The following is an 18,103-nucleotide window of genomic DNA, read 5'->3' on the forward strand; positions in this document are numbered from 1 at the left end:
AAGTATTGGAGATAAATCAACGAATTGAAAATTATATTGGAGTTATGCGTGATATCCGTAATTCAATCAATGAGCTTCAAGGTGATAGATTCCTAAGTAATCACAAGAAAACTTTACTATTTAGCTTACTAGAAACAATGTCTAAAGGAGTTTACGGGGATACTCGTAATAATTACACAAGGTTTGAAAAGTTCATTAATGAGTTTTGTGAGTGGGAAGACGGTAAAAGAATAAGTGTTCAACAATTGAACCTACTTTTGGAGAAAACAGAAGAACAAGATTATGAGACTTTGAAATATTATGTAAGAGATAAATTATCAAGATACCCCATTTCATCACCTGTTCCATTTAAATATGATCCAACACTTGAAGAAATAAAACCTTTTTTGTCCGAGGATAACAACAAAATTAATGACGTGAGAGTAGATTTTTTGTCTCACATGGGTTTGTTGTGGAAGTTCAGAAACACTTTAGTCCATGAAGCAAGAGGAATTGGAGCACAAGATTTGTTTGACGAAGTAGTTGTGCCACATTATATTCATTACACGCAACTAGATAGAGACTCCGACGGTAAAGTAATTAAAAAAAGATATTGGCAAAAATTATACCCATTACAATTCTTTAACTACTTAGTTGATAAAGCAATTTCAAATATCGAACCTTACTTAATTCAAAATGAAATTAACCCATTTGAGAAATATAGTTTTGATCCATTGTGGATTGAGGTGAGAAATTAATGAAGACAATTTTAATTGCAATCTTGACAAGTGGAATTACAAGCGGGATTGTTTTAGGCTTATATCGACATTTTTTAAGTAGAAACATTGAAAGTTACAAAAACACTTTATTGTTTGACCTACAACGAAAGGTTCACGATTTTCAATTATTTGCTGCAAAGAAACATGAGGAATATGCAGATTTGTATAGTACATTACATGTGGCAACGGACGAATTATTAAATTTCACAAGTTGGTTTAAAGAATATCCTTCTTTTCAAGGTTACACAGAAAACGAATTAGATAATTATTTAGAGCAACACAACCTTATTCAATCACACAAATTAAGAATAAAATCATTATGGGAAACAGACAAATGGGCAATGCAATCAGAGATACATAAAATTATAGAATGGAATAAACGTGCAGAAGCAGATAGATTGAGGTTAATTGCTTACCAAAATTATTCACAATCACTAATTTATCAATCTAAAGAAGTAGCAAAAATTTGTGAAGAGATAACACAAAAACATGTGGAACTCATATTAGATTTTGATTTATATAATGACATAGAACCAAATGAAAAGAAGGAAGTTAGAAAAAAGATTGAAACCCATAAAGAAAGACTCCGTGTTTTACGTGAGGAATTACATAAAGTTATGCATTCAGAATTAACTATTGGGTATTACGAAAAATCTAGTGAATAAAAAGAGAGGAGCCATTGTGGTTCCTCTTTGTCACGTTTATAGATATTTGTTGTTATATTTAATGAAGGCAAATTAAAAAACCCTTTCCACGGGTTCAATTGTTTCTTCTCTCTTTTCAACAACCTCTTTTTGTTCTGCTTTCTTTTGGTACCTCATTAACCAAGGATTTTTCTCTATTGCACTATTGGAGATTTTCCTTGGTTCTTTTTTTGTCTTCTCCACAATGTAATTTTTAGGTTTCTCTTGCTCCGCTAGAATTTCAGAAGCTGATCTCTTTGAAGTTTCTTTTTTCTCAATTGGAGTGGGTGTTTGTACTTGTTGTTCAAGGAAGAAGTCTTTTGGGGTTTTTGTTTCTTTCTTTTGAATCAAGTCTCTTTTAGCGGGTTTATATTCCTTTGAAGGTTTTGTGCCTTGCGGGGATTCAATCGTCTCTTGAGGTCTCTCATAACTCTTGTGAGATACTTGGGAGTGTGTATGTGTTTGCTTCACGTTCATGGTTGAAAATCTTCTCTCCAGTCTTCTTATGAAGCAATCCACAGTCAACCAATCCTTCCACAACCTTTTGTGCGGTGTTTTTACTCACATTGAGAACCTCACCAATAAAGGCAAAAGGCATTTGTCTCTTCTTATGTTTTGCACTCATTATAAAAGCGACAAGATATAATTCTTTGGGACTCTCAATAAGATCAAGCCATTGTGAAGGAAGTTTTATAAATGGTTCCTCACAATAGTATAATTCAATGTCAAGGACACCGTTCTCCTCGGTGAATTTAATCACTTTCTTTTCATGAAAACCTCAAGAAGTTGTTTAATAATTTCCTTGTTTTGTCTCGATTTTTTATACAAAATCACTCTCTTTGAAAGAATGTCCACCGAGGTCTCAAGAATACCGTTCGACATATTTCTTTTTCTCAATTGAGCGTACAAAAACAATTCTTGCGTTGTAAGTCTGTTCTTATTTTCCGTGTGAAACAAATGGTGATAAATAATAAGTTCCATTGGTTCTTCTCCTCTCGTTATCTTTATACCAGTTTCTTTAATACCAGTATTTATTTAATTTAGTTATTGTATTTCTTTTAAATATTAATTTCTTTTATTGTAATTTTTCTGGACGTTAGTCCAGTAATTTTTATTATCTATTACTTGTTTATCTATTACTTGTTTATCTCCTTACCAAATTTGGCTGATTTTATGGCCCTAATTTGGTACATGAAGGGCAAAAATGTGTCCCTTTTTTGGTACATGAGAGGCTGTTTTTTGTACCTTTTTTGGTATTGGGTATTACATTCAATGAGTAGTTTCATATACCAATTTCGGTATGACCCTATTTTGGTATTGGGTATGGTATTACATTATTTCACAAAACTTAGGTGACGGAATCGCAGACAAGGTTTACAACTAACCCTCAACAAGTCGCCAAATGGACATTTTAGAGTGAAGGTAAAAATATTTGAATTACATTTAGAAACTTGATTTTAATTTGAAAATAAAAAAAAAGGAGGATCATTGAGTTCAATTTTCATTGAACATGTGACCTATCCCTCAACTTGCGGTGAAACGTGGCTTTACTTATTCCCGTTATTGTACAAATCTCTTTTACGGTCTTTCCATTGTTGTTTCTATTGTCATACAATTCAAAAGCATGTTGGAGACCTTTATTCCTCTCGGTATACTTTGGAGGTCTTCCCTTGTAAACTCCTCGTTGCTTTGCAAGAGCAATTCCTTCTCTTTGTCTTTCCTTAATCAATGAGAGTTCAAATTCCGCAATCCCGCTCAACATTGTAACCATAAGTTTCCCCATTGAAGTTGAAGTGTCTAATTTATCTCCCCCCATGTTTAAAACAACAAGTGAAACTCCTTTATCTTCAAGTTCTTCAATGATCGTAAGAGCGTCCTTTGTGGAACGTGCATAGCGGTCTAGTTTTGAGACAACAATAGAGTCTCCCTCTCTTACCGTGCTCAACAAGGAAAGAAACTCCGTGCGATCCTCCTTGTTCTTACCACTAACCTTCTCTTTGTATATCTTGCTGCAACCATGCTCCTCAAGAACCTTTAATTGTGCGGTTAAATCTTGACCGCTTGAACTTACCCTTGCATACCCGTATTTCATTTTGATTCCTCCTATTTATTTATGAGACATTCATATGAGACCTTCTAAACCAGACAGTATCAACACTCAAATATTGTGTCAATAGAGTAAAGTCATATGAGACTCTATATTATGAGTAACACCTTGTGAGTTCTTATGTGACTTACTTATTCAGGCCTGTTATTTAAGCTATTGTGAGACATTTTGTGTCTAATAGGAATTGTATTAGAGATCATTGTACAGTACTTTAGGAACTGAATATGAATGGCTCAAATAGAGGACACAAGTCGTTCACAAGGAGTATTTCAAAACACAAAAAAAATAGAGATAATTAAAAGACCCCCCACCAACCCCCGAGCACCCCGTGTATATCTCCATAACAAGCTATCAAAAATACACACAAAATTTTTAGGCTCGGTATTACATTGTGGACTCAAAATTCACATACAAAATTTTTATACTTTGGTATCACATTGTATTAAGACTAAGTTGGCAACACTATATGTATGTGGAAGTGATATGCTTCCTACGGTTTTTCATTTATTCATGAACCCTTTCGTTATTTGTGATCGAACCTCGAACTTTCTCCCCTTGTGAGGGAACAAGCGACTCAATGGTAAAACATTGAGATCAAAAATAACAACTAAATATTACTCTTAGGATTTCTCATTGTATGAGAATAGGAGACTCCGTACACGGGGAGAAATCCCCAAGCGTTCATTCCCCTTTACACTCTCCTTGTGATTCAATTTGAATTACGGGAGGGAATTTTTTTATTGAAGCTACCAAAAAATACAAACAAAATTTTAAGGTTGAGGAATACATTTGAATATAATAAAAGCCACCTCCTAATGGAGACAGCTCTTGAATAATTTATTCTAGTGTGCCGACAATTGCTTTTAAACTAATAATTTGTGGGCTGAAGATAAAAAGCGTGTCTGAATCAGAATCTAAGAGCATTTCAACTAATTTTTGTACATGGTGTCTTAGTTGGACACTTAGAAGTTTATAAAGAGAAATGTTGTTCTTTAGGTATTCGTAATACAGGTATGCTTTTCTTTTCATTATTTGAAGTTTAGAATCCAAGTCTTTTAGAACGCTCATATTGTACCTTTTACCATTTGTCGCTTCGTTAATCTTTTGTTGTAATAACAAAATCATTTTCTCAAGTGTTTCTATGAATCTCTCTGCATTATAAATGCTTCCCAATGTGCTCATTTATATTTCACCTCATTATTTTGTTAGGAAGTATGGTTTTCCGCTTCCCTCCTTCATTGTTTTAAATTATTTTTTCGACTTCCTGCTTCCATTAAAAAAAATATATTTCCCTCCACTGTTCCACAAGTTTGAAAGGGTGTAAGGTTCTTATCTTCATAATTACTTTTTCTGATAAATTTATACTAACTCTTTTTCTCATTTCAAAAGTATCTTTTTTATGTTTTAAAAGTATGCATTTCGTATACAAACAAAGCCTTATTGAATAAGGGTTTCTTGAATGTTTGGTGACTACCTTCATACTACCCACATTGTAATTTTCGTATACACAAAAAGAACCAATCTTTTACGATTGGCTCTCAAATTCTTGTTTAGCTTTGTATGAAAGTTGGAAATACTATTGGTTTGATACTTTTTCTTCCTTCTCGGTAGACTCAACCAATTTAGGTGTTTCGTTTGCTGCTTCAGGTAAGAATACATTGATAAGTTCTTCGTGTGGAATTAAATCTTTAACTTCTTCTGGTAAAAAACCAATACCAATAGTAGCTAACGCAGCAGTTGTTTTAGGATACTTTGTTCCCCAACCATGCAGCTTTGTACCAAATGACTTAATCCAATTTCTTTTATTTAATATTTCAACTTGGATTTTCAATTGTTCCATTTCATCTTTCATTGACCGTACTTCATATTCAAGATTAAATTTGTCGTCTAATTCTTTTCTTAATTTTTCCTCAAACTCAACCTCAAGTGTTTCTAACCGTTGTTTGAGTAGTTCGCTTTCTTCTTTAGTAAAATATTTTTCTGGTACTTCATTGAATTTTTCTTCCATTTCTAGAATTTTAGATTTGGTTTCCTCAAATTCTCTTGCAAAAGGCATGTATGTCATTTCTTCCTTTATTGCGTTCACCCAAACAGTTATTTCTGCTGGGATACTATTTTGATTTTTGATTGTGATTTTTTCATTCATTATGACCTTTCCTGGGGTTCGCTCAATAGTTAATTCAGTATCAGGTGTTTTTGAAAGGCTGAATGAAAATGTGTATTCTTCAATGTACCTATATGTAATTTTAATGTTAATCTGTAATCCAGAATATACCTCGTTTATTTCTATGTCGAAGTCATTATATGAAAAAGAATTATCGTTCAATCTTTCTGTTATTGAAGATAAAAATTTATTTCTGATCATGTTCTACTCCTCCTATTTTCTAACAATAATTCTTTTAATTTTTCCTTACTTAACCACGGTCTAGGTTGTGCCATTAAATCACCACCATTTTTACATATCTAACCATTTTAATATTCGAGAGATTTTGATAAATCCCTGCAATTTTTGTCATTTTTTCTTTTGTTGAGTTGATTAAACAATAAAAAAAACCGCCTAATATAGACGGTAAAATTACTACATGAAATTTTGGAATAATGTTAGAAGTTGATCTCCTAATGTATACAATGCGGTTCCTGTTGTCACAACTTCCTTAACATCTTTAACCTTTTCAATTGCAGATTTTATAATAACTTTTTTTGGTTTTTCAGATTCAGCTTCTTGAATAGCAGCTTCTAAAAACTCAACAGTTTCTTCTTTATCTGTTGGTGAGATATTTTCATTTTCCAAAAGAGCTTGAACAAACTTTTGACCAATTTCTTTTAATTCTTTAATATTGGCTTCATTATAAGTTTGATTTGCATTTATAGAACCTTGTCCCTCTGCATGATTGAATTGTCCTCTAAACTCATTAAAATTAAATTGATTATTTGTCTTTTTATCTAATCCCATATCTATTGCCATCTCCCCCAAATATGAAACTATATGGTCAACTAGTGGCTTAACTACTTGATTATGAAAATTATCACACGAGTCTTGAAACTTCTTTCCGTAACCCATTATCAATCCTTCATAACTTATATTATTATTTGAGATATAAATTAACAATTGAAAAATAAAAGCAATTTCTTCAGAAGAACGTATAGGTAATTTTATTTGATCGAAGTAACCTCTTTTACTTAAAATTTCTTCGATATCAAAATCCACACGATTATTTTCAATAATAAATTGATTTATAACAGAACATTCTTCTATAAATATTAAAAATCTATCCAAGTTATCTTTAGCGTGTTTAAAATCAGAGTTCAAATACCTACTTGCTACTTTTCTAAAATTTAAAGAAATTTTCCTATATTCATTTTCTGAAAGTTTAATCTCTTGATTCAATTAATTCACCCCACAATACGGACAATAAACATTAGAGAATTTTTGATCCATGTTTATTTTTATTGTCTTGTTACAACAATGTAATTCAACTTGCTCTAAATCTTCGTCTTCAGTTAACAACTTTGGTGCTTCTTCTTTTGGCTTTTCCACTCGAAATGATATTGGTGAACCTTTCATTTTTCGGCTAGTCTTTTTTAATGAATTAAACATTTCTTGTTGCATGTAATTAAGTGCAATTGTTTGTGCGTGTTCAATTAGGTCACTTGGTAAATATCTTGAACTCTCTCCCACCAATCCACATGAGGGGCAAAATAGTTCTAATGTATCTTCAGCTTCAATATCTCCAGCTTGTGCTTTAAAACGTCCCTTACAATGTGGGCACTCAAGTGTGTAAAATCCCATACTATCTGTTGGTATACTTATTTTAAAATCCATGATATGCACACCCCCATCTGATAGGTTAAATATAACATACTTTGTTAAAATTTGGACAATTTCAAATAAGGTCATTTAATGGATTACTTTGGTCAATTGTTTCTTTTAACTCATGTGCAAAATACCCAATATATCCTTGTGTAACTTGTATCTTTGAATGTCTTGCTAACAATTGAACTTCTCGTAAGTTGGCTCCATTCTTCAACAATCCCTTGATATAAAAGTTCCTCATACAATGTGTAGAGAAATCACCTTGTATCTCAAGTGTTTTCTTTAAACGCTTGAAGAAGTTTTGTATTCCATTTTTAGTAATCCTTGTTCCATTCCTTGTGGTAAACAATGGTTGAGGAGGTTTATTAAACTTTTTATCAACGAATAATTTCCAATCTAAGAGCTCTCTTGCCAATGTATCGGACAATGGAACACTTTGGTGTTTTCGAGTTTTGCTTTCAAGGATTGTAATAAGGGAGTTTGTAAAGTCAATGTCCGTCCAATTTAATCGCTCAATCTCACTCAAACGACAACCAGTTCCAATCATAAATAAAACAAGAACGTAATTCCTCCGTGACCTTTTTACACGTCTTAAATGTGAAAGTACAAGTTGAATATCTTCTTGTCTAACGATCTTGGGAACCGAGTCTTCTCTTACCGCTTTAACTCCTTTGGTGAATTGTTGATCTACAAGACTTTCCTCAACTAACCACCTTGAGAATGCACGGAGTAACTTCAATTTTGTATTAATGGTTTTTGGTTTGTTTCCATTGTCGGCACAACGTCTCAAATATTGTTTGATTACAAGCGGTGATATGTCTTCAACTTGTTCAATGCTTTGAGTGTTCAACCATTCATTCCAAGACTTAAAGAAATCTTTGTATACGGTCAACGTTGATTCCCTTAATCCCTCAAACTTCCTTTCAATCAAAAACTCTTTTTGTAATGTTTCAACTAACATAAAAAAAACCTCCTTGAAAACTCGTGTAGAGTTCAAGAAGGTTTAAAATGTGTCCCATATATGAGCACTACCCAAAATTTCATTGGTTCGTAACTCAATGTCAGTTATATCAAGTATGGTGACCCGAGAGGGGTTCGAACCCCCGACCTCTACCCTGTCAAGGTAGCGCTCTCCCAGCTGAGCTATCGGATCTCTATTTTGCGGAACAATTAAAAATATACGACAGAGCGGTTTGTCTGTCAATAAAAATTTGACTTTTTCAGCCTCAAAAACATTTATGAGCCTTCATCTAAATTTATGAGCCTTCAAAAACATTTATGGTCTTTCAAAAGATTTTATGAGCCTTCAAATTTTTTTATGGTCCTTCAAATTTATTTATAGAATTTTCGACATACACACCCTGCCCATATGAATATAAAAACCTCCGCAAGCGCGGAGGTTCCTCTATCAGCCTATTTTTTCTTCATTTTCATGTTGTGCGATTTCCTCTGCTGTCAGCCACTCCTGCTTATCGCGAAGTCTGTGTGCAAGCCGGCTTGAGGCGTTGGCTGCGATACTTGCAACCAGGTCATCTAGGAAAGTATGAACTTTTCCGTTAGCTATCTTCGTATCGAGCTTTTGAATAATGCCCATCTTAAATTTATCTAAGTGACCAAACGTCGTAACAGCGATGCTTCCGTATCCAAATACAGCACCGAGGGCGATCGTTTCATCCACTCCGAACAATCCTTCATCCTGTTCTACGATACTCTGCAAAGGTTCTGACAGCTTTTTTTGCTCAGCCAATATATCAAGTTCTACACCTACTAAAATAGCGTGTTGAATTTCTCGCTTCATTAAGACTGCATCGACGCTCTCAATACATTCTTCTTTAGTCAGTCCTGGTGAAAATGGAATCTGCATTTCATAAACGATTTCTGCGATCTCAGGAATGGTGACGCCTCTTTCAATCAGCAGCCTTCTAGCAGCCGCCTCAACTTCCCTACTGTGCACTCTATTTTTCAACAGACTTCACCTCATTTTTATGTTCACTATTAATCGTCATTCGTATTGATTCTTTCATTATAGCATTATATGTTACAATTATACGAGTCGAATGAAAACGCTTTTACTTATTATACTGTCAGCAAAAGGAGGTCCGTTTATGGCCATTCTTAAAGGTTCCATTACAGACGATAACATTCAAAGCAAATATTTAGATGAAACGATAGAATTACTTATCTATCTTCCCTCCCGTTTCACTCCATTAGTGAAATATCCAATACTAATCGCACAGGATGGCAGGGATTACTTTCAACTAGGAAAGCTGGCAAAAACGGCTGACCGCTTGATGGAAGATGGCCAGATAGAAGATTGTATTATTATTGGTGTGAATCATAAAGGAATTAAAGACAGAAAAGCAAAATATGATCCAACAGGTGAAAAACACGAGAATTATATTAGGTTTATGGCCTATGAATTGACAGCCTATCTAAATGAGAAATTCAACACTTTACAGCTCGGTGCAGGAATGGGATTAATAGGAGATTCACTTGGCGGATATGTCGCTATGAAACTTGGTCTCTTGTATCCGAATACCTTTGGAAAAGTGATTGTTCAATCGCCTTATATCCCAGAGGAACTGCTGCAAACTGTTGAATCTATCGAACAGATGCAAACATTGACGATCTATCATTCCATTGGCGATGAAGAACATAGTTTCACAAACCCTGAAGGAATAACAAAAGATTTTCTTGAACCAAACCGCAGAATGAACAAGCTGCTAAACAATTTTGCGCTGGATTATGAATACTCAGAGTTTCAAGGTAATCACCTTTGGGTAAACTGGCAAAAAGATTTGGTTCCAGCATTAACGTTTCTTTACAATAATCGCTAACTGTGGGAAATAAAAAGAATATTTGGTATACTATTTCAAAAGATGAGGGAGGAAGAATTATGAAATATGGTATTGCTATTTTTCCATCAAAAAATCTACAAGATAAAGTAAATTCCTACCGAAAAAGGTACGATCCACACTATGCCCTTATCGCGCCTCATATTACATTAAAAGAACCTTTTGAGGCGACCGAAGAAGAGCTTCAAGATCAGATTTCTTATATCTCTTCTGTTGCTCAGAATATTAATCCTTTTTCCATAATGATTAACAAGGTGGGCTCCTTCCATCCTGTTAATAATGCAATCTACTTAAAAGTAAACGAAGCTGAAGAATTAAAGTCACTGCACGATCAGCTGTATTCAGGTCCGCTTGAACATCAGCAGCCTTATAATTTTGTTCCTCATTTAACATTGGGGCAAAAGCTTTCAGACGAAGAGCATTCAGATGTTTTGGAACGCCTTCGCATGATTGATATTGAACACGAAGAACGTATTGATCGCTTCCAGCTCCTCTACCAGCTTGAGAATGGATATTGGACAGTATATGAAACGTTTCGTCTTGGAAAGGGTGTTTAATAAGTTTGATTAAAAAGTATACATCTGATGACCAAGGCTATAGAGATGCATTAGAAGTTCGAAGAGATGTATTCGTACGCGAACAGCAAATCGACGAAAGTGAAGAGATCGATGAGTTTGAAGATTCAGCTGTTCATTTTGTGCTGTACGATGAAAACAGCAAGCCTGTTGGAGCGTCCAGACTTCGCGAAGTAAAGGGTGAAGGAAAAGTTGAACGGGTTTGCGTGCTTTCTTCACACCGAAAAAAAGGATTAGGTGAAGAGTTGATGAGAGCTATGGAACAGACGGCTAAAGATCGATCTTTTCCGAGCCTTATATTATATGCACAAATCCAGGCAGAAGACTTTTATAAAAAATTGGGGTATCATACAACATCTTCAGAACCGTTTTTAGATGCCAACATACCGCATGTAGCCATGAAAAAAGTATTGAATTCGTCCGAGTGACGGAATCAATACTTTTTTAGTTTATAAACGTCTTATCTCGTCAAAACTGAAAAGTAATACGTTTATTATGAGGAGATACGGTTGATGGACATACATGTGGGACAACTAACTACAGAATTGATTGTGGGCTTTTTAGCTCTTTTTATCCTTACAAAAATATTAGGGAAAACTCAAATTTCACAGATCACTCCGTTTGATTTTATTTCGTCCATCTTTTTAGGTGAATTAGTGGGTAATGCCATGTATGATGATGAGACCTCTATTTTTGTCATTTTGTACGCTATTTTAATATGGGGCTCTCTTGTATATATGATAGAGATCATCTCACAAAAATTTAAAGGTACTCGTAAAATGTTAGAGGGTGCGCCGACTATTGTTATCCGCAAAGGGCTTTTAGATCGTGATCAGCTTAAAAAGAGCAAACTTGATATCAATCAGCTTCAAAACTTAGTCCGGCAAAAAGGATATTTCAGTCTTCGTGAAGTCGAATATGCCATCTTAGAAACGAACGGCACACTTAGCATATTGCCAAAATATCAATATGGATCACCAAACAGACAAGATATGAACATGCATACCGACCAACAGCCTGAACTGCCCGTTACTTTAATTCTAGATGGAGAAATTAATATGGATAATCTATCTACCGCTGGAATATCAAAAAAGAAACTATTAAATCAGATTCATGAGCATGGTTATAAAACGGTTAAAGATGTGCTTTATGCAGAAATGTCAGAAGGCAAACTGTTAATCATGCCGATGGCTGACCCGAAAAAATAACCGGTCGACCCTCTTTTATCGTATAAACCGCTTTCCGCTCTTCGATGAGCTGAATCAAATATGCTGTAATTGCAGTTCTAAATAAGGAGTACATTCCAAGGTTAGCGGGGTCAATTTCATGTTTCAAAAGCATTTTGGCAATGAGGTCTTCCAGCGAAAGACCGCGATCGCCACAAGCGATTAAAAAATTGTTCATCTGGATCAGAAGTCTTTGGTGTACTTCAATATTTGCTTGAATCGTATCCTCATATTCATCGGAAAAGGCTCCATGTCCAGGAAGCATCCCTCCAACTTTGATATGAAGTAAATAGTCTAGCGTTGAGAAGTTTGAAGAGGAGTCAACGATAAAAGGAATCTTATGTTTTTCTAGTGTTTCTTTGCCAAGATAAGAATCTGACGCAAAAAAGATATCATTGTAAATGAGACCGAATTGATTATGACTATGACCAGGGAGATGAATGAATTCTACTTCTAATGAATCAGCTCTCCAGATCCCAGGCTGACAGATTTCATCAATATGTACGGAAGGCGCTTCTAAAAATTTGTTCCGCATCTCCTTTAATGGAAAGTTGCCATGAAATAAGTACATGGGCTCAAGAACGGGATATCTCATAATCGCTTCTTCAAGCGCAGGAGCTATTGTATGAACCTCATAGTTTTTTTGGATATATTGTGCGCCTCCAAAATGGTCAGCATGTGCGTGCGTGATAAATAGATGAGTGATTGGAAATTTGTTGTCCTGCAGCTTTTTAATCGCTTTTTTTGCCGCAGATGATTCAAGACCTGCGTCGATCAGCATGCCTTTGCTTCTATCCTCGCTTACGATGTAACCTATATTGACAGCACTTTTAAAGTAATAACAACCCTCTTTAATTTCAATAAATTCCATTTGGTTCACCTCAGATGCTAGTTTATAGTTTTTCAATTCTCTAAAAAAGCCCCATCGCTCTAGAAAGCAAAGTCTTTTCCAGATGGACATTATTTTATGATGGAGTAATTTATGTTCGGTTATGCAGGATAATTGTTCGGTAGATCCATTTTTTTGTTCGGTTAATCTTGACTTTTGTTCGGTTAACCGACATTTAAATTAAATCCCTAGTTCATTGTTCTTTTCACGAAGATTATTATTAGACAAAATCTAAAGTTAAAGCCCTATCGAGAGTAAACATTGTGGAGTTGGAGACAAAAAAAAGAAACCTATTAAATGGTTTCGTTAATTATTAATCCTTTTCCTTCTATTTCACTTAATACTTGGTGAAATCTCTTTTTTTCTTCAACTGTATAACTACTTTTTGGATGTGAAGATGTATGAACCGTGTCATTATGAATGGGAGGAACACTAGGAACAACAGGAAGGCCAGGTTCACCTTTTTCCATACGACTAGCATATTGCATTCTTTGGATTGGTATATACGGTAATATATAACCCATCTGCAACATCTCCTTTATTATCTATTCCTTTTTGTTTTCCCTTTTCCTTCTAAGTTAAGCCTATAAAATAAAGAAAGAGCACCTTTAAGCGGCACTCTTAAAAACATGTGAATGAGTTATTCCCATGGATCATAGTATTCACCTGAACTGGAGCTAGAAGATTCAGATTTATTATGATTAGATCCATGTTTAGAAGATGAAGATGATTCATGCTTTTTGTGGCTGGATTCATGCTTGTAAGAGCTTGAGCTAGAAGATTCCCAATGATGTTCATCTTCATGGATAATGATTTTACCTGCTTTAATGATTACTTTATCTGCATAAATTTTTTTGTACTTCTTCTTATTCTTCCTTTCTTCCATGTTTCAACCTCCTCGTTTAGTACATTTTATGCATGTCTAACGAGTTGGTTATAGGCTTTCTCACTAAAAGTTGATTGCAATATGGTTTACTGCCTTAGCTCGATAATTTTGCTTATGAAAATATACAAAAGCTTCTACTGTAATATTTTCATCAATTTTGCTTCTAATAGGTATTTGAAAATCGTCAAGTGTTAACTTGTCACCGCTCTTAATCTTGGTTTCTCTCAATGGGCAGATCCAGATTTCTCCTCTTTCTTTTGCTTCTAATGCCCATTCATTATCCATAAACATCCATACGGATTGTGACATTTCTTCCTGAGAAGGTGAAGTAAGCAATGAAATAATCTTCCCTTTTAATGAAGAAGCTTCTGCTGGCTGAAAGCGAAAGCAGATATATGGATTATCTAAAGTTTCTGTCCCCATGTTTTCAAGATAAAAGTTCCCTCTGACAAATCCTGTCTTTTCTTTTGTAAAAATAACAGAGTAATCAAAGTAACTTAAGCAGCTTTTTTCTTCTTTTTTTTCAGACGGAGCAGATTTTGCTTCATGTTCGTTTTTATTCTCATCAACAAAAGGTTCAGGTGAGCGGTTAATATTTATTCTTTTTTCCATACTCTTAATCCGTTGCTGGTACAAATCAATCTGTTGATCTTTTTCATTTAATTCATCTTGTATATTCTTAAGAAGTTCTTCGTAGCCATTTATTCTTTTTTCCATCTCATGATCTTGTAATCTGCTAAGCTTTTTGGATAAATTTTCGACTTGATCTCGAAGCTTTGCAAGTTCATTTTCTTTTTCCTCAATAAGATGAATTGAATTATTGTTGTTAATTTCATTTTCTAGATTCTCGATCTTCTCTTCTGAGAATAGAAGCTTCTTTTCTAGGTCAAGGGCTTTTTCTTTGTAATACTCAATCCTGGAAATGAGCCGGTCATAGCTTAGTTTGTCTTTTGTACCCATGTATCTTCCCCCTTGTAAAATTAGGCTCTTTCCTTATTCTATGTAAACCAAATCCATTCGTTCACTTTTTTTTAAGGGCTCTTTTTCAAGGTTGTTTTCGCATAAATTGTTGCTCTTGAAAGAAGTAGTTTCCGCTACATGTTGCTCGCATTCTAATTTTAGGGTATGTGATCTTATATTTATTACACAGACGCTGATTCTTTAACCTTTTTTTTCTACATTAAATTGCATTAAAAAGACCACTGGTTAATTACCAGCGGTCTTCTTCTTCAGATCAATCCTTAGCTGTGCTGTAGACAATTTCCGACTGTGATTTCTCCAGTGTCAGTTGTTACAACACCTGTTGTAAATTCTCTATCGCCTTTTGAATTAATCAGTTCAGCCTCAAATTGATTGCCTTCACTTGTTTGTACGATAGCTAAGTTGAAATTATAATTTTCACCAGTTGAATCATCAGTTCCTCTTCCGGAAATTATCATTTTCCATCCGTCGGAATATTCGTCACAGCAGAGTGAGTCTTGAGTAAATTCGGTAGCTGTGTATTGAAAAGCTCCCTGATCTTCTGAACCAGTGTAATTTAGACGGAATGAGCTGCCTGACAGATGATAATTAGGACAAATGTCAACTAATACAGCTACACGCCCTGCTTCTGTTGCTTCATCACCAGTTAATCCGCTTGCGCTTCCTGTGGCTCTACACATGCAGCCTGGCCTGGGATATATGTCTGGACATTGTTGCGGGAACGATGCCTCCGGACACATTTCACCTTCGCTTCCTTCGCAGATTAAATCATTCTCACGAGGAGAACAGAATTTAGCGAGTACCTCTAGTTTTACTTCTGCTTCAACTTGAATGTCTACGCAGAATGTAATATCTATTGCAAAAGAAGTCGGTGTCGGGCTATTCAACAGAACTGTGCCCGATGGAACGCGAGCAAATATTTTTGTGATACGGCAGTAAAGATCTGTTCCGTCTGGATAGCATAGTACAAATGATTCAAATACAGAAGCATTAACCATTAATTCTGTTACAATTTCACCGCTTCTGTCTACTACCTGAACTTTAATATCCGTTGTAAACAGAAGTTCAACTAATTGCGCAGTTGTAAAACCTCCATTAAGCGCAACGGTACATTCTCTTTTATCTCCTACTTGTTCGCATAAGAAATGTTCAGCGCAAGCTTCAGTGTTTTCAGTAGCTTGTGAAGTTTTAGGTACTTTGGTTACGATCCTTAGGGGACGCTTAGAAGGATCATCCAACGCTTCTTCTATTGCAGCAATTTGTTCAGGAGTAAAAGAAACAGTTTTTCTTACGTTTAGTGTATCGGTCACCCAGTCGTAAACTTTTTGAACGCGGATACACTCATCCTGCAAGTGTTTATGATTGTTTCCCATTGTTTCCCTTCCTTTCCTCATCATGATCTGAAGATTCCATACATACTATGGGAATAGAGTGGGTTATGACACAAGAACGAAAGCCTATTTTTATAGTAAAGAATTCAAGGAGGATCATTTATGAGATCGGTTTGGTATAACAATAATAAAGTATGTGATCTGACAGCAATAGAATACGAATCTCTTTGCCTTTTATTACCTTATTGGGGACTTCAGATCTCTGATGACGAAGAAACAATAACAGGTGCTCTCTCCACTTTTATGTTAGGAATTCAAGGTCTATCACAGCAAAAAGTTAAAGAGCTGGTTCAACTTTTAATGCATACGGGGATAAGTATTACAACAGAGGATTATGTAAAATGCGATCAGCGTTTATATGTGGATTACCATGCCGCCCACCCTATGCCGTTAGCTTTAAATACACCAGATAAACAGCTCTATTACTTAAATCCTGCTACTTCTTTCTGTTTACCGGTACAATCAGGCATCCATAAAGGGATTACTCTAAAACGCAAAGATGGCCCACTATTCTTAGCAGTACAGCCCGCTTTCGAGGAAAAAGTTACAGAATGGATCAGCTATTTAGTCATACAATCCTTCTTGCGTTTTTCTTTTGAATCGTTAACCTCCATATCAGAATCAACATTCTTATCGTGTGCGGATAAAGTATTGAGTCATATAAATCCCAGTTTTGCAGCTGTACAAATGCCTCACAATATTAAAAAACTAACTCCTGATCTTTCAGAGAAGATAGTCGAAAAGCAGGATACACAGCAGAGCAAAAAAGCTAAAGATGAACATTTTTATGCAGAATCTAATACATTGCCTGCTGTAAAAAGTCTAGACAGACCCAAAATTACGGTTCCCCCGATCCGTCCATTTTCTTCTTCAGGATCTCTCATTACAAGACAAGTGCCAAAAACCTATGATCACGGACAGCTCACTTCAAGAAACGCACAGCCCATTAATCCTTTTAAATCCGTTGCAAAAAAAGAACATCCTATACAACCATTTAAACCCCACAATAATAGTGAAAAAGGAAAAAACGTCATACGTCCATTTAAGCCAAAATAAAACACCGCAACCGTAAAAGAGAATATAATAACAAAGCATCCAGGATATTTAGACAGAGGAGAGATGGAAAGTGAATAAGGATGATCTTCAGAAGTTATATTCTGAAATCAAAGCAAACAAAGCAAAAAATGCCGGAAAGAATAATCTTATTCAGCCCCCTGTTAAAAAGGGCTGCGGTTCTTGCGGCAAGGTAACTTGGAAACCGAATAAAGCAAAATAAAAGAAGCTGTCACCAAATTTATCTGGTGGCAGCTTTCTATATTAATAGATATATTGATTTGAAGTTAAATATTCGATAACATCATTTGTGCATTCTTCAATATTTTTCATTTCAGTACTGAGAACAATCTCCGAATTTCTTGGTATTTCATAAGGATTCGATATGCCTGTGAAATTTGAGATCAGTCCATTTCTAACTTTCTTGTATAGCCCTTTTGGGTCTCTGTTCTCACATACATTAAGACTGCAGTCTACATAGATCTCTATAAATTCATCCTTGCCCAGCATCTTTCTTACCGCCTGACGGTCTTCTTCAATTGGAGATATGGCTGCTACTAGAACAATTACCCCATTATCCACAAAAAGCTTGGCTACTTCTCCCAATCTTCTTATATTTTCTTTGCGGCCCTCTTCTGAAAACATAAGATCTCGATTCAAGCCATGTCTTACATTATCGCCATCAAGTAAAACCGTAGACAAACCTCTTTGAAATAAAATATGTTCAACTTCAGAGGCTATAGTAGATTTGCCAGATCCGGATAATCCAGTGAACCAAAGGACAAAACTTTTATGTCCATGAAGATTTTTCTTCATGTCTTTTGTTACACGTGTTCCGTGCCATTTTATATTCTTCTGTTGCTGATTCATAATTTCGTTACTTCC

General features: G+C 35.1%; 23 protein-coding genes and 1 tRNA gene. 8 read left to right on the forward strand and 16 right to left on the reverse strand.

Annotated elements, in window-relative coordinates; all coding sequences use genetic code 11:
- The first annotated feature begins 5 nt into the window (after positions 1-5).
- Both EV282_RS10920 and EV282_RS10925 read left to right on the forward strand, forming a co-directional pair.
- Complete coding sequence (locus EV282_RS10920; protein ID WP_130295840.1) at positions 6-737, forward strand: hypothetical protein; 732 nt, start codon at positions 6-8, stop codon at positions 735-737.
- The gene (locus EV282_RS10925) at positions 737-1,423 is read left to right on the forward strand and encodes a hypothetical protein (RefSeq protein ID WP_130295841.1); all 687 of its coding nucleotides are present in this window, start codon (positions 737-739) and stop codon (positions 1,421-1,423) included. Before EV282_RS10920 ends, EV282_RS10925 begins: the two co-directional genes overlap by 1 nt.
- A 72-nt stretch (positions 1,424-1,495) precedes the next feature.
- On the opposite strand, the gene EV282_RS10930 is transcribed toward EV282_RS10925, so the two are convergent.
- The 10 genes from EV282_RS10930 to EV282_RS10970 all read right to left on the reverse strand — a co-directional run bounded on the left by EV282_RS10930 (position 1,496) and on the right by EV282_RS10970 (position 9,328).
- Positions 1,496-1,792 (reverse strand): hypothetical protein, encoded by a 297-nt coding sequence (locus tag EV282_RS10930; protein ID WP_130295842.1) that lies wholly within the window; start codon positions 1,790-1,792, stop codon positions 1,496-1,498.
- 73 nt (positions 1,793-1,865) lie between these two features.
- Entirely contained in the window at positions 1,866-2,006 is a 141-nt protein-coding gene (locus EV282_RS20220; RefSeq protein ID WP_165389420.1) for a hypothetical protein, read from the reverse strand.
- 936 nt (positions 2,007-2,942) lie between these two features.
- Complete coding sequence (locus EV282_RS10935; RefSeq protein WP_130295843.1) at positions 2,943-3,533, reverse strand: recombinase family protein; 591 nt, start codon at positions 3,531-3,533, stop codon at positions 2,943-2,945.
- An 852-nt stretch (positions 3,534-4,385) separates the two neighbouring features.
- Positions 4,386-4,730 carry a hypothetical protein gene (locus tag EV282_RS10940; protein ID WP_130295844.1) on the reverse strand — a complete coding sequence of 115 codons (345 nt, stop codon included), beginning with the start codon at positions 4,728-4,730 and terminating at the stop codon, positions 4,386-4,388.
- 394 nt (positions 4,731-5,124) lie between these two features.
- A complete protein-coding gene (locus tag EV282_RS10945) occupies positions 5,125-5,913 on the reverse strand; it encodes a hypothetical protein (RefSeq protein ID WP_130295845.1) in 789 nt (262 codons plus the stop codon).
- A gap of 213 nt (positions 5,914-6,126) precedes the next feature.
- The gene (locus EV282_RS10950; protein ID WP_130295846.1) at positions 6,127-6,936 is read right to left on the reverse strand and encodes a hypothetical protein; all 810 of its coding nucleotides are present in this window, start codon (positions 6,934-6,936) and stop codon (positions 6,127-6,129) included.
- The gene (locus EV282_RS10955; protein ID WP_130295847.1) at positions 6,937-7,371 is read right to left on the reverse strand and encodes a hypothetical protein; all 435 of its coding nucleotides are present in this window, start codon (positions 7,369-7,371) and stop codon (positions 6,937-6,939) included.
- 61 nt (positions 7,372-7,432) lie between these two features.
- Positions 7,433-8,323, reverse strand: coding sequence for a tyrosine-type recombinase/integrase (locus EV282_RS10960; RefSeq protein WP_130295848.1), 891 nt, complete (start codon positions 8,321-8,323; stop codon positions 7,433-7,435).
- Positions 8,324-8,439: 116 nt separating this feature from the next.
- Positions 8,440-8,515 (reverse strand) — tRNA-Val (locus EV282_RS10965).
- Between the two features lie 255 nt (positions 8,516-8,770).
- Positions 8,771-9,328, reverse strand: a complete 558-nt coding sequence (locus EV282_RS10970) for a phosphatidylglycerophosphatase A family protein (protein ID WP_130295849.1) — start codon at positions 9,326-9,328, stop codon at positions 8,771-8,773.
- Between the two features lie 139 nt (positions 9,329-9,467).
- On the opposite strand from EV282_RS10970, the gene EV282_RS10975 reads away from it, so the two are divergent.
- From EV282_RS10975 to EV282_RS10990, 4 genes are all read left to right on the forward strand, one after another.
- The gene (locus tag EV282_RS10975) at positions 9,468-10,199 is read left to right on the forward strand and encodes an alpha/beta hydrolase (RefSeq protein ID WP_130295850.1); all 732 of its coding nucleotides are present in this window, start codon (positions 9,468-9,470) and stop codon (positions 10,197-10,199) included.
- 59 nt (positions 10,200-10,258) lie between these two features.
- Positions 10,259-10,774 carry a YjcG family protein gene (locus tag EV282_RS10980; RefSeq protein WP_130295851.1) on the forward strand — a complete coding sequence of 172 codons (516 nt, stop codon included), beginning with the start codon at positions 10,259-10,261 and terminating at the stop codon, positions 10,772-10,774.
- Positions 10,775-10,779: 5 nt separating this feature from the next.
- Positions 10,780-11,220 carry a GNAT family N-acetyltransferase gene (locus EV282_RS10985; protein WP_130295852.1) on the forward strand — a complete coding sequence of 147 codons (441 nt, stop codon included), beginning with the start codon at positions 10,780-10,782 and terminating at the stop codon, positions 11,218-11,220.
- An 84-nt stretch (positions 11,221-11,304) separates the two neighbouring features.
- Entirely contained in the window at positions 11,305-12,000 is a 696-nt protein-coding gene (locus EV282_RS10990; RefSeq protein ID WP_130295853.1) for a DUF421 domain-containing protein, read from the forward strand.
- Here the strand turns inward: EV282_RS10990 and EV282_RS10995 are convergent.
- The 5 genes from EV282_RS10995 to EV282_RS11015 all read right to left on the reverse strand — a co-directional run bounded on the left by EV282_RS10995 (position 11,972) and on the right by EV282_RS11015 (position 16,147).
- On the reverse strand, positions 11,972-12,889 hold the full coding sequence (locus EV282_RS10995; protein ID WP_165389421.1) for an MBL fold metallo-hydrolase: 918 nt from the start codon (positions 12,887-12,889) through the stop codon (positions 11,972-11,974). The genes EV282_RS10990 and EV282_RS10995 overlap by 29 nt on opposite strands.
- A 311-nt stretch (positions 12,890-13,200) precedes the next feature.
- Positions 13,201-13,431 (reverse strand): hypothetical protein, encoded by a 231-nt coding sequence (locus EV282_RS11000; protein WP_130295855.1) that lies wholly within the window; start codon positions 13,429-13,431, stop codon positions 13,201-13,203.
- A gap of 116 nt (positions 13,432-13,547) precedes the next feature.
- On the reverse strand, positions 13,548-13,793 hold the full coding sequence (locus EV282_RS11005; protein ID WP_130295856.1) for a hypothetical protein: 246 nt from the start codon (positions 13,791-13,793) through the stop codon (positions 13,548-13,550).
- A gap of 63 nt (positions 13,794-13,856) precedes the next feature.
- Positions 13,857-14,753 carry a hypothetical protein gene (locus EV282_RS11010; protein WP_130295857.1) on the reverse strand — a complete coding sequence of 299 codons (897 nt, stop codon included), beginning with the start codon at positions 14,751-14,753 and terminating at the stop codon, positions 13,857-13,859.
- Between the two features lie 281 nt (positions 14,754-15,034).
- Complete coding sequence (locus tag EV282_RS11015) at positions 15,035-16,147, reverse strand: hypothetical protein (RefSeq protein ID WP_130295858.1); 1,113 nt, start codon at positions 16,145-16,147, stop codon at positions 15,035-15,037.
- A 120-nt stretch (positions 16,148-16,267) separates the two neighbouring features.
- On the opposite strand from EV282_RS11015, the gene EV282_RS11020 reads away from it, so the two are divergent.
- Both EV282_RS11020 and EV282_RS20225 read left to right on the forward strand, forming a co-directional pair.
- On the forward strand, positions 16,268-17,221 hold the full coding sequence (locus EV282_RS11020; protein ID WP_130295859.1) for a hypothetical protein: 954 nt from the start codon (positions 16,268-16,270) through the stop codon (positions 17,219-17,221).
- Positions 17,222-17,291: 70 nt separating this feature from the next.
- Positions 17,292-17,441: a hypothetical protein gene (locus EV282_RS20225; protein WP_165389422.1), complete on the forward strand. Its 150-nt coding sequence runs from the start codon at positions 17,292-17,294 to the stop codon at positions 17,439-17,441.
- A gap of 41 nt (positions 17,442-17,482) precedes the next feature.
- On the opposite strand, the gene cysC is transcribed toward EV282_RS20225, so the two are convergent.
- Entirely contained in the window at positions 17,483-18,088 is a 606-nt protein-coding gene (gene cysC / locus EV282_RS11025; RefSeq protein ID WP_130295860.1) for an adenylyl-sulfate kinase, read from the reverse strand.
- Between the last annotated feature and the right edge of the window lie 15 nt (positions 18,089-18,103).

This window comes from Fictibacillus sp. BK138 (assembly GCF_004216955.1).
In the GTDB taxonomy this organism is placed as follows: domain Bacteria; phylum Bacillota; class Bacilli; order Bacillales; family Fictibacillaceae; genus Fictibacillus.

Coding starts and splice junctions, on each gene's coding strand:
- EV282_RS10925 (WP_130295841.1), top strand. CDS start 737: ATGAAGACAATTTTAATTGCAATCTTGACAAGTGGAATTACAAGCGGG.
- EV282_RS10935 (WP_130295843.1), bottom strand. CDS start 3,533: ATGAAATACGGGTATGCAAGGGTAAGTTCAAGCGGTCAAGATTTAACC.
- EV282_RS10940 (WP_130295844.1), bottom strand. CDS start 4,730: ATGAGCACATTGGGAAGCATTTATAATGCAGAGAGATTCATAGAAACA.
- EV282_RS10945 (WP_130295845.1), bottom strand. CDS start 5,913: ATGATCAGAAATAAATTTTTATCTTCAATAACAGAAAGATTGAACGAT.
- EV282_RS10955 (WP_130295847.1), bottom strand. CDS start 7,371: ATGGATTTTAAAATAAGTATACCAACAGATAGTATGGGATTTTACACA.
- EV282_RS10960 (WP_130295848.1), bottom strand. CDS start 8,323: ATGTTAGTTGAAACATTACAAAAAGAGTTTTTGATTGAAAGGAAGTTT.
- EV282_RS10975 (WP_130295850.1), top strand. CDS start 9,468: ATGGCCATTCTTAAAGGTTCCATTACAGACGATAACATTCAAAGCAAA.
- EV282_RS10980 (WP_130295851.1), top strand. CDS start 10,259: ATGAAATATGGTATTGCTATTTTTCCATCAAAAAATCTACAAGATAAA.
- EV282_RS10990 (WP_130295853.1), top strand. CDS start 11,305: ATGGACATACATGTGGGACAACTAACTACAGAATTGATTGTGGGCTTT.
- EV282_RS10995 (WP_165389421.1), bottom strand. CDS start 12,889: ATGGAATTTATTGAAATTAAAGAGGGTTGTTATTACTTTAAAAGTGCT.
- EV282_RS11000 (WP_130295855.1), bottom strand. CDS start 13,431: ATGGGTTATATATTACCGTATATACCAATCCAAAGAATGCAATATGCT.
- EV282_RS11005 (WP_130295856.1), bottom strand. CDS start 13,793: ATGGAAGAAAGGAAGAATAAGAAGAAGTACAAAAAAATTTATGCAGAT.
- EV282_RS11010 (WP_130295857.1), bottom strand. CDS start 14,753: ATGGGTACAAAAGACAAACTAAGCTATGACCGGCTCATTTCCAGGATT.
- EV282_RS11015 (WP_130295858.1), bottom strand. CDS start 16,147: ATGGGAAACAATCATAAACACTTGCAGGATGAGTGTATCCGCGTTCAA.
- EV282_RS11020 (WP_130295859.1), top strand. CDS start 16,268: ATGAGATCGGTTTGGTATAACAATAATAAAGTATGTGATCTGACAGCA.
- cysC (WP_130295860.1), bottom strand. CDS start 18,088: ATGAATCAGCAACAGAAGAATATAAAATGGCACGGAACACGTGTAACA.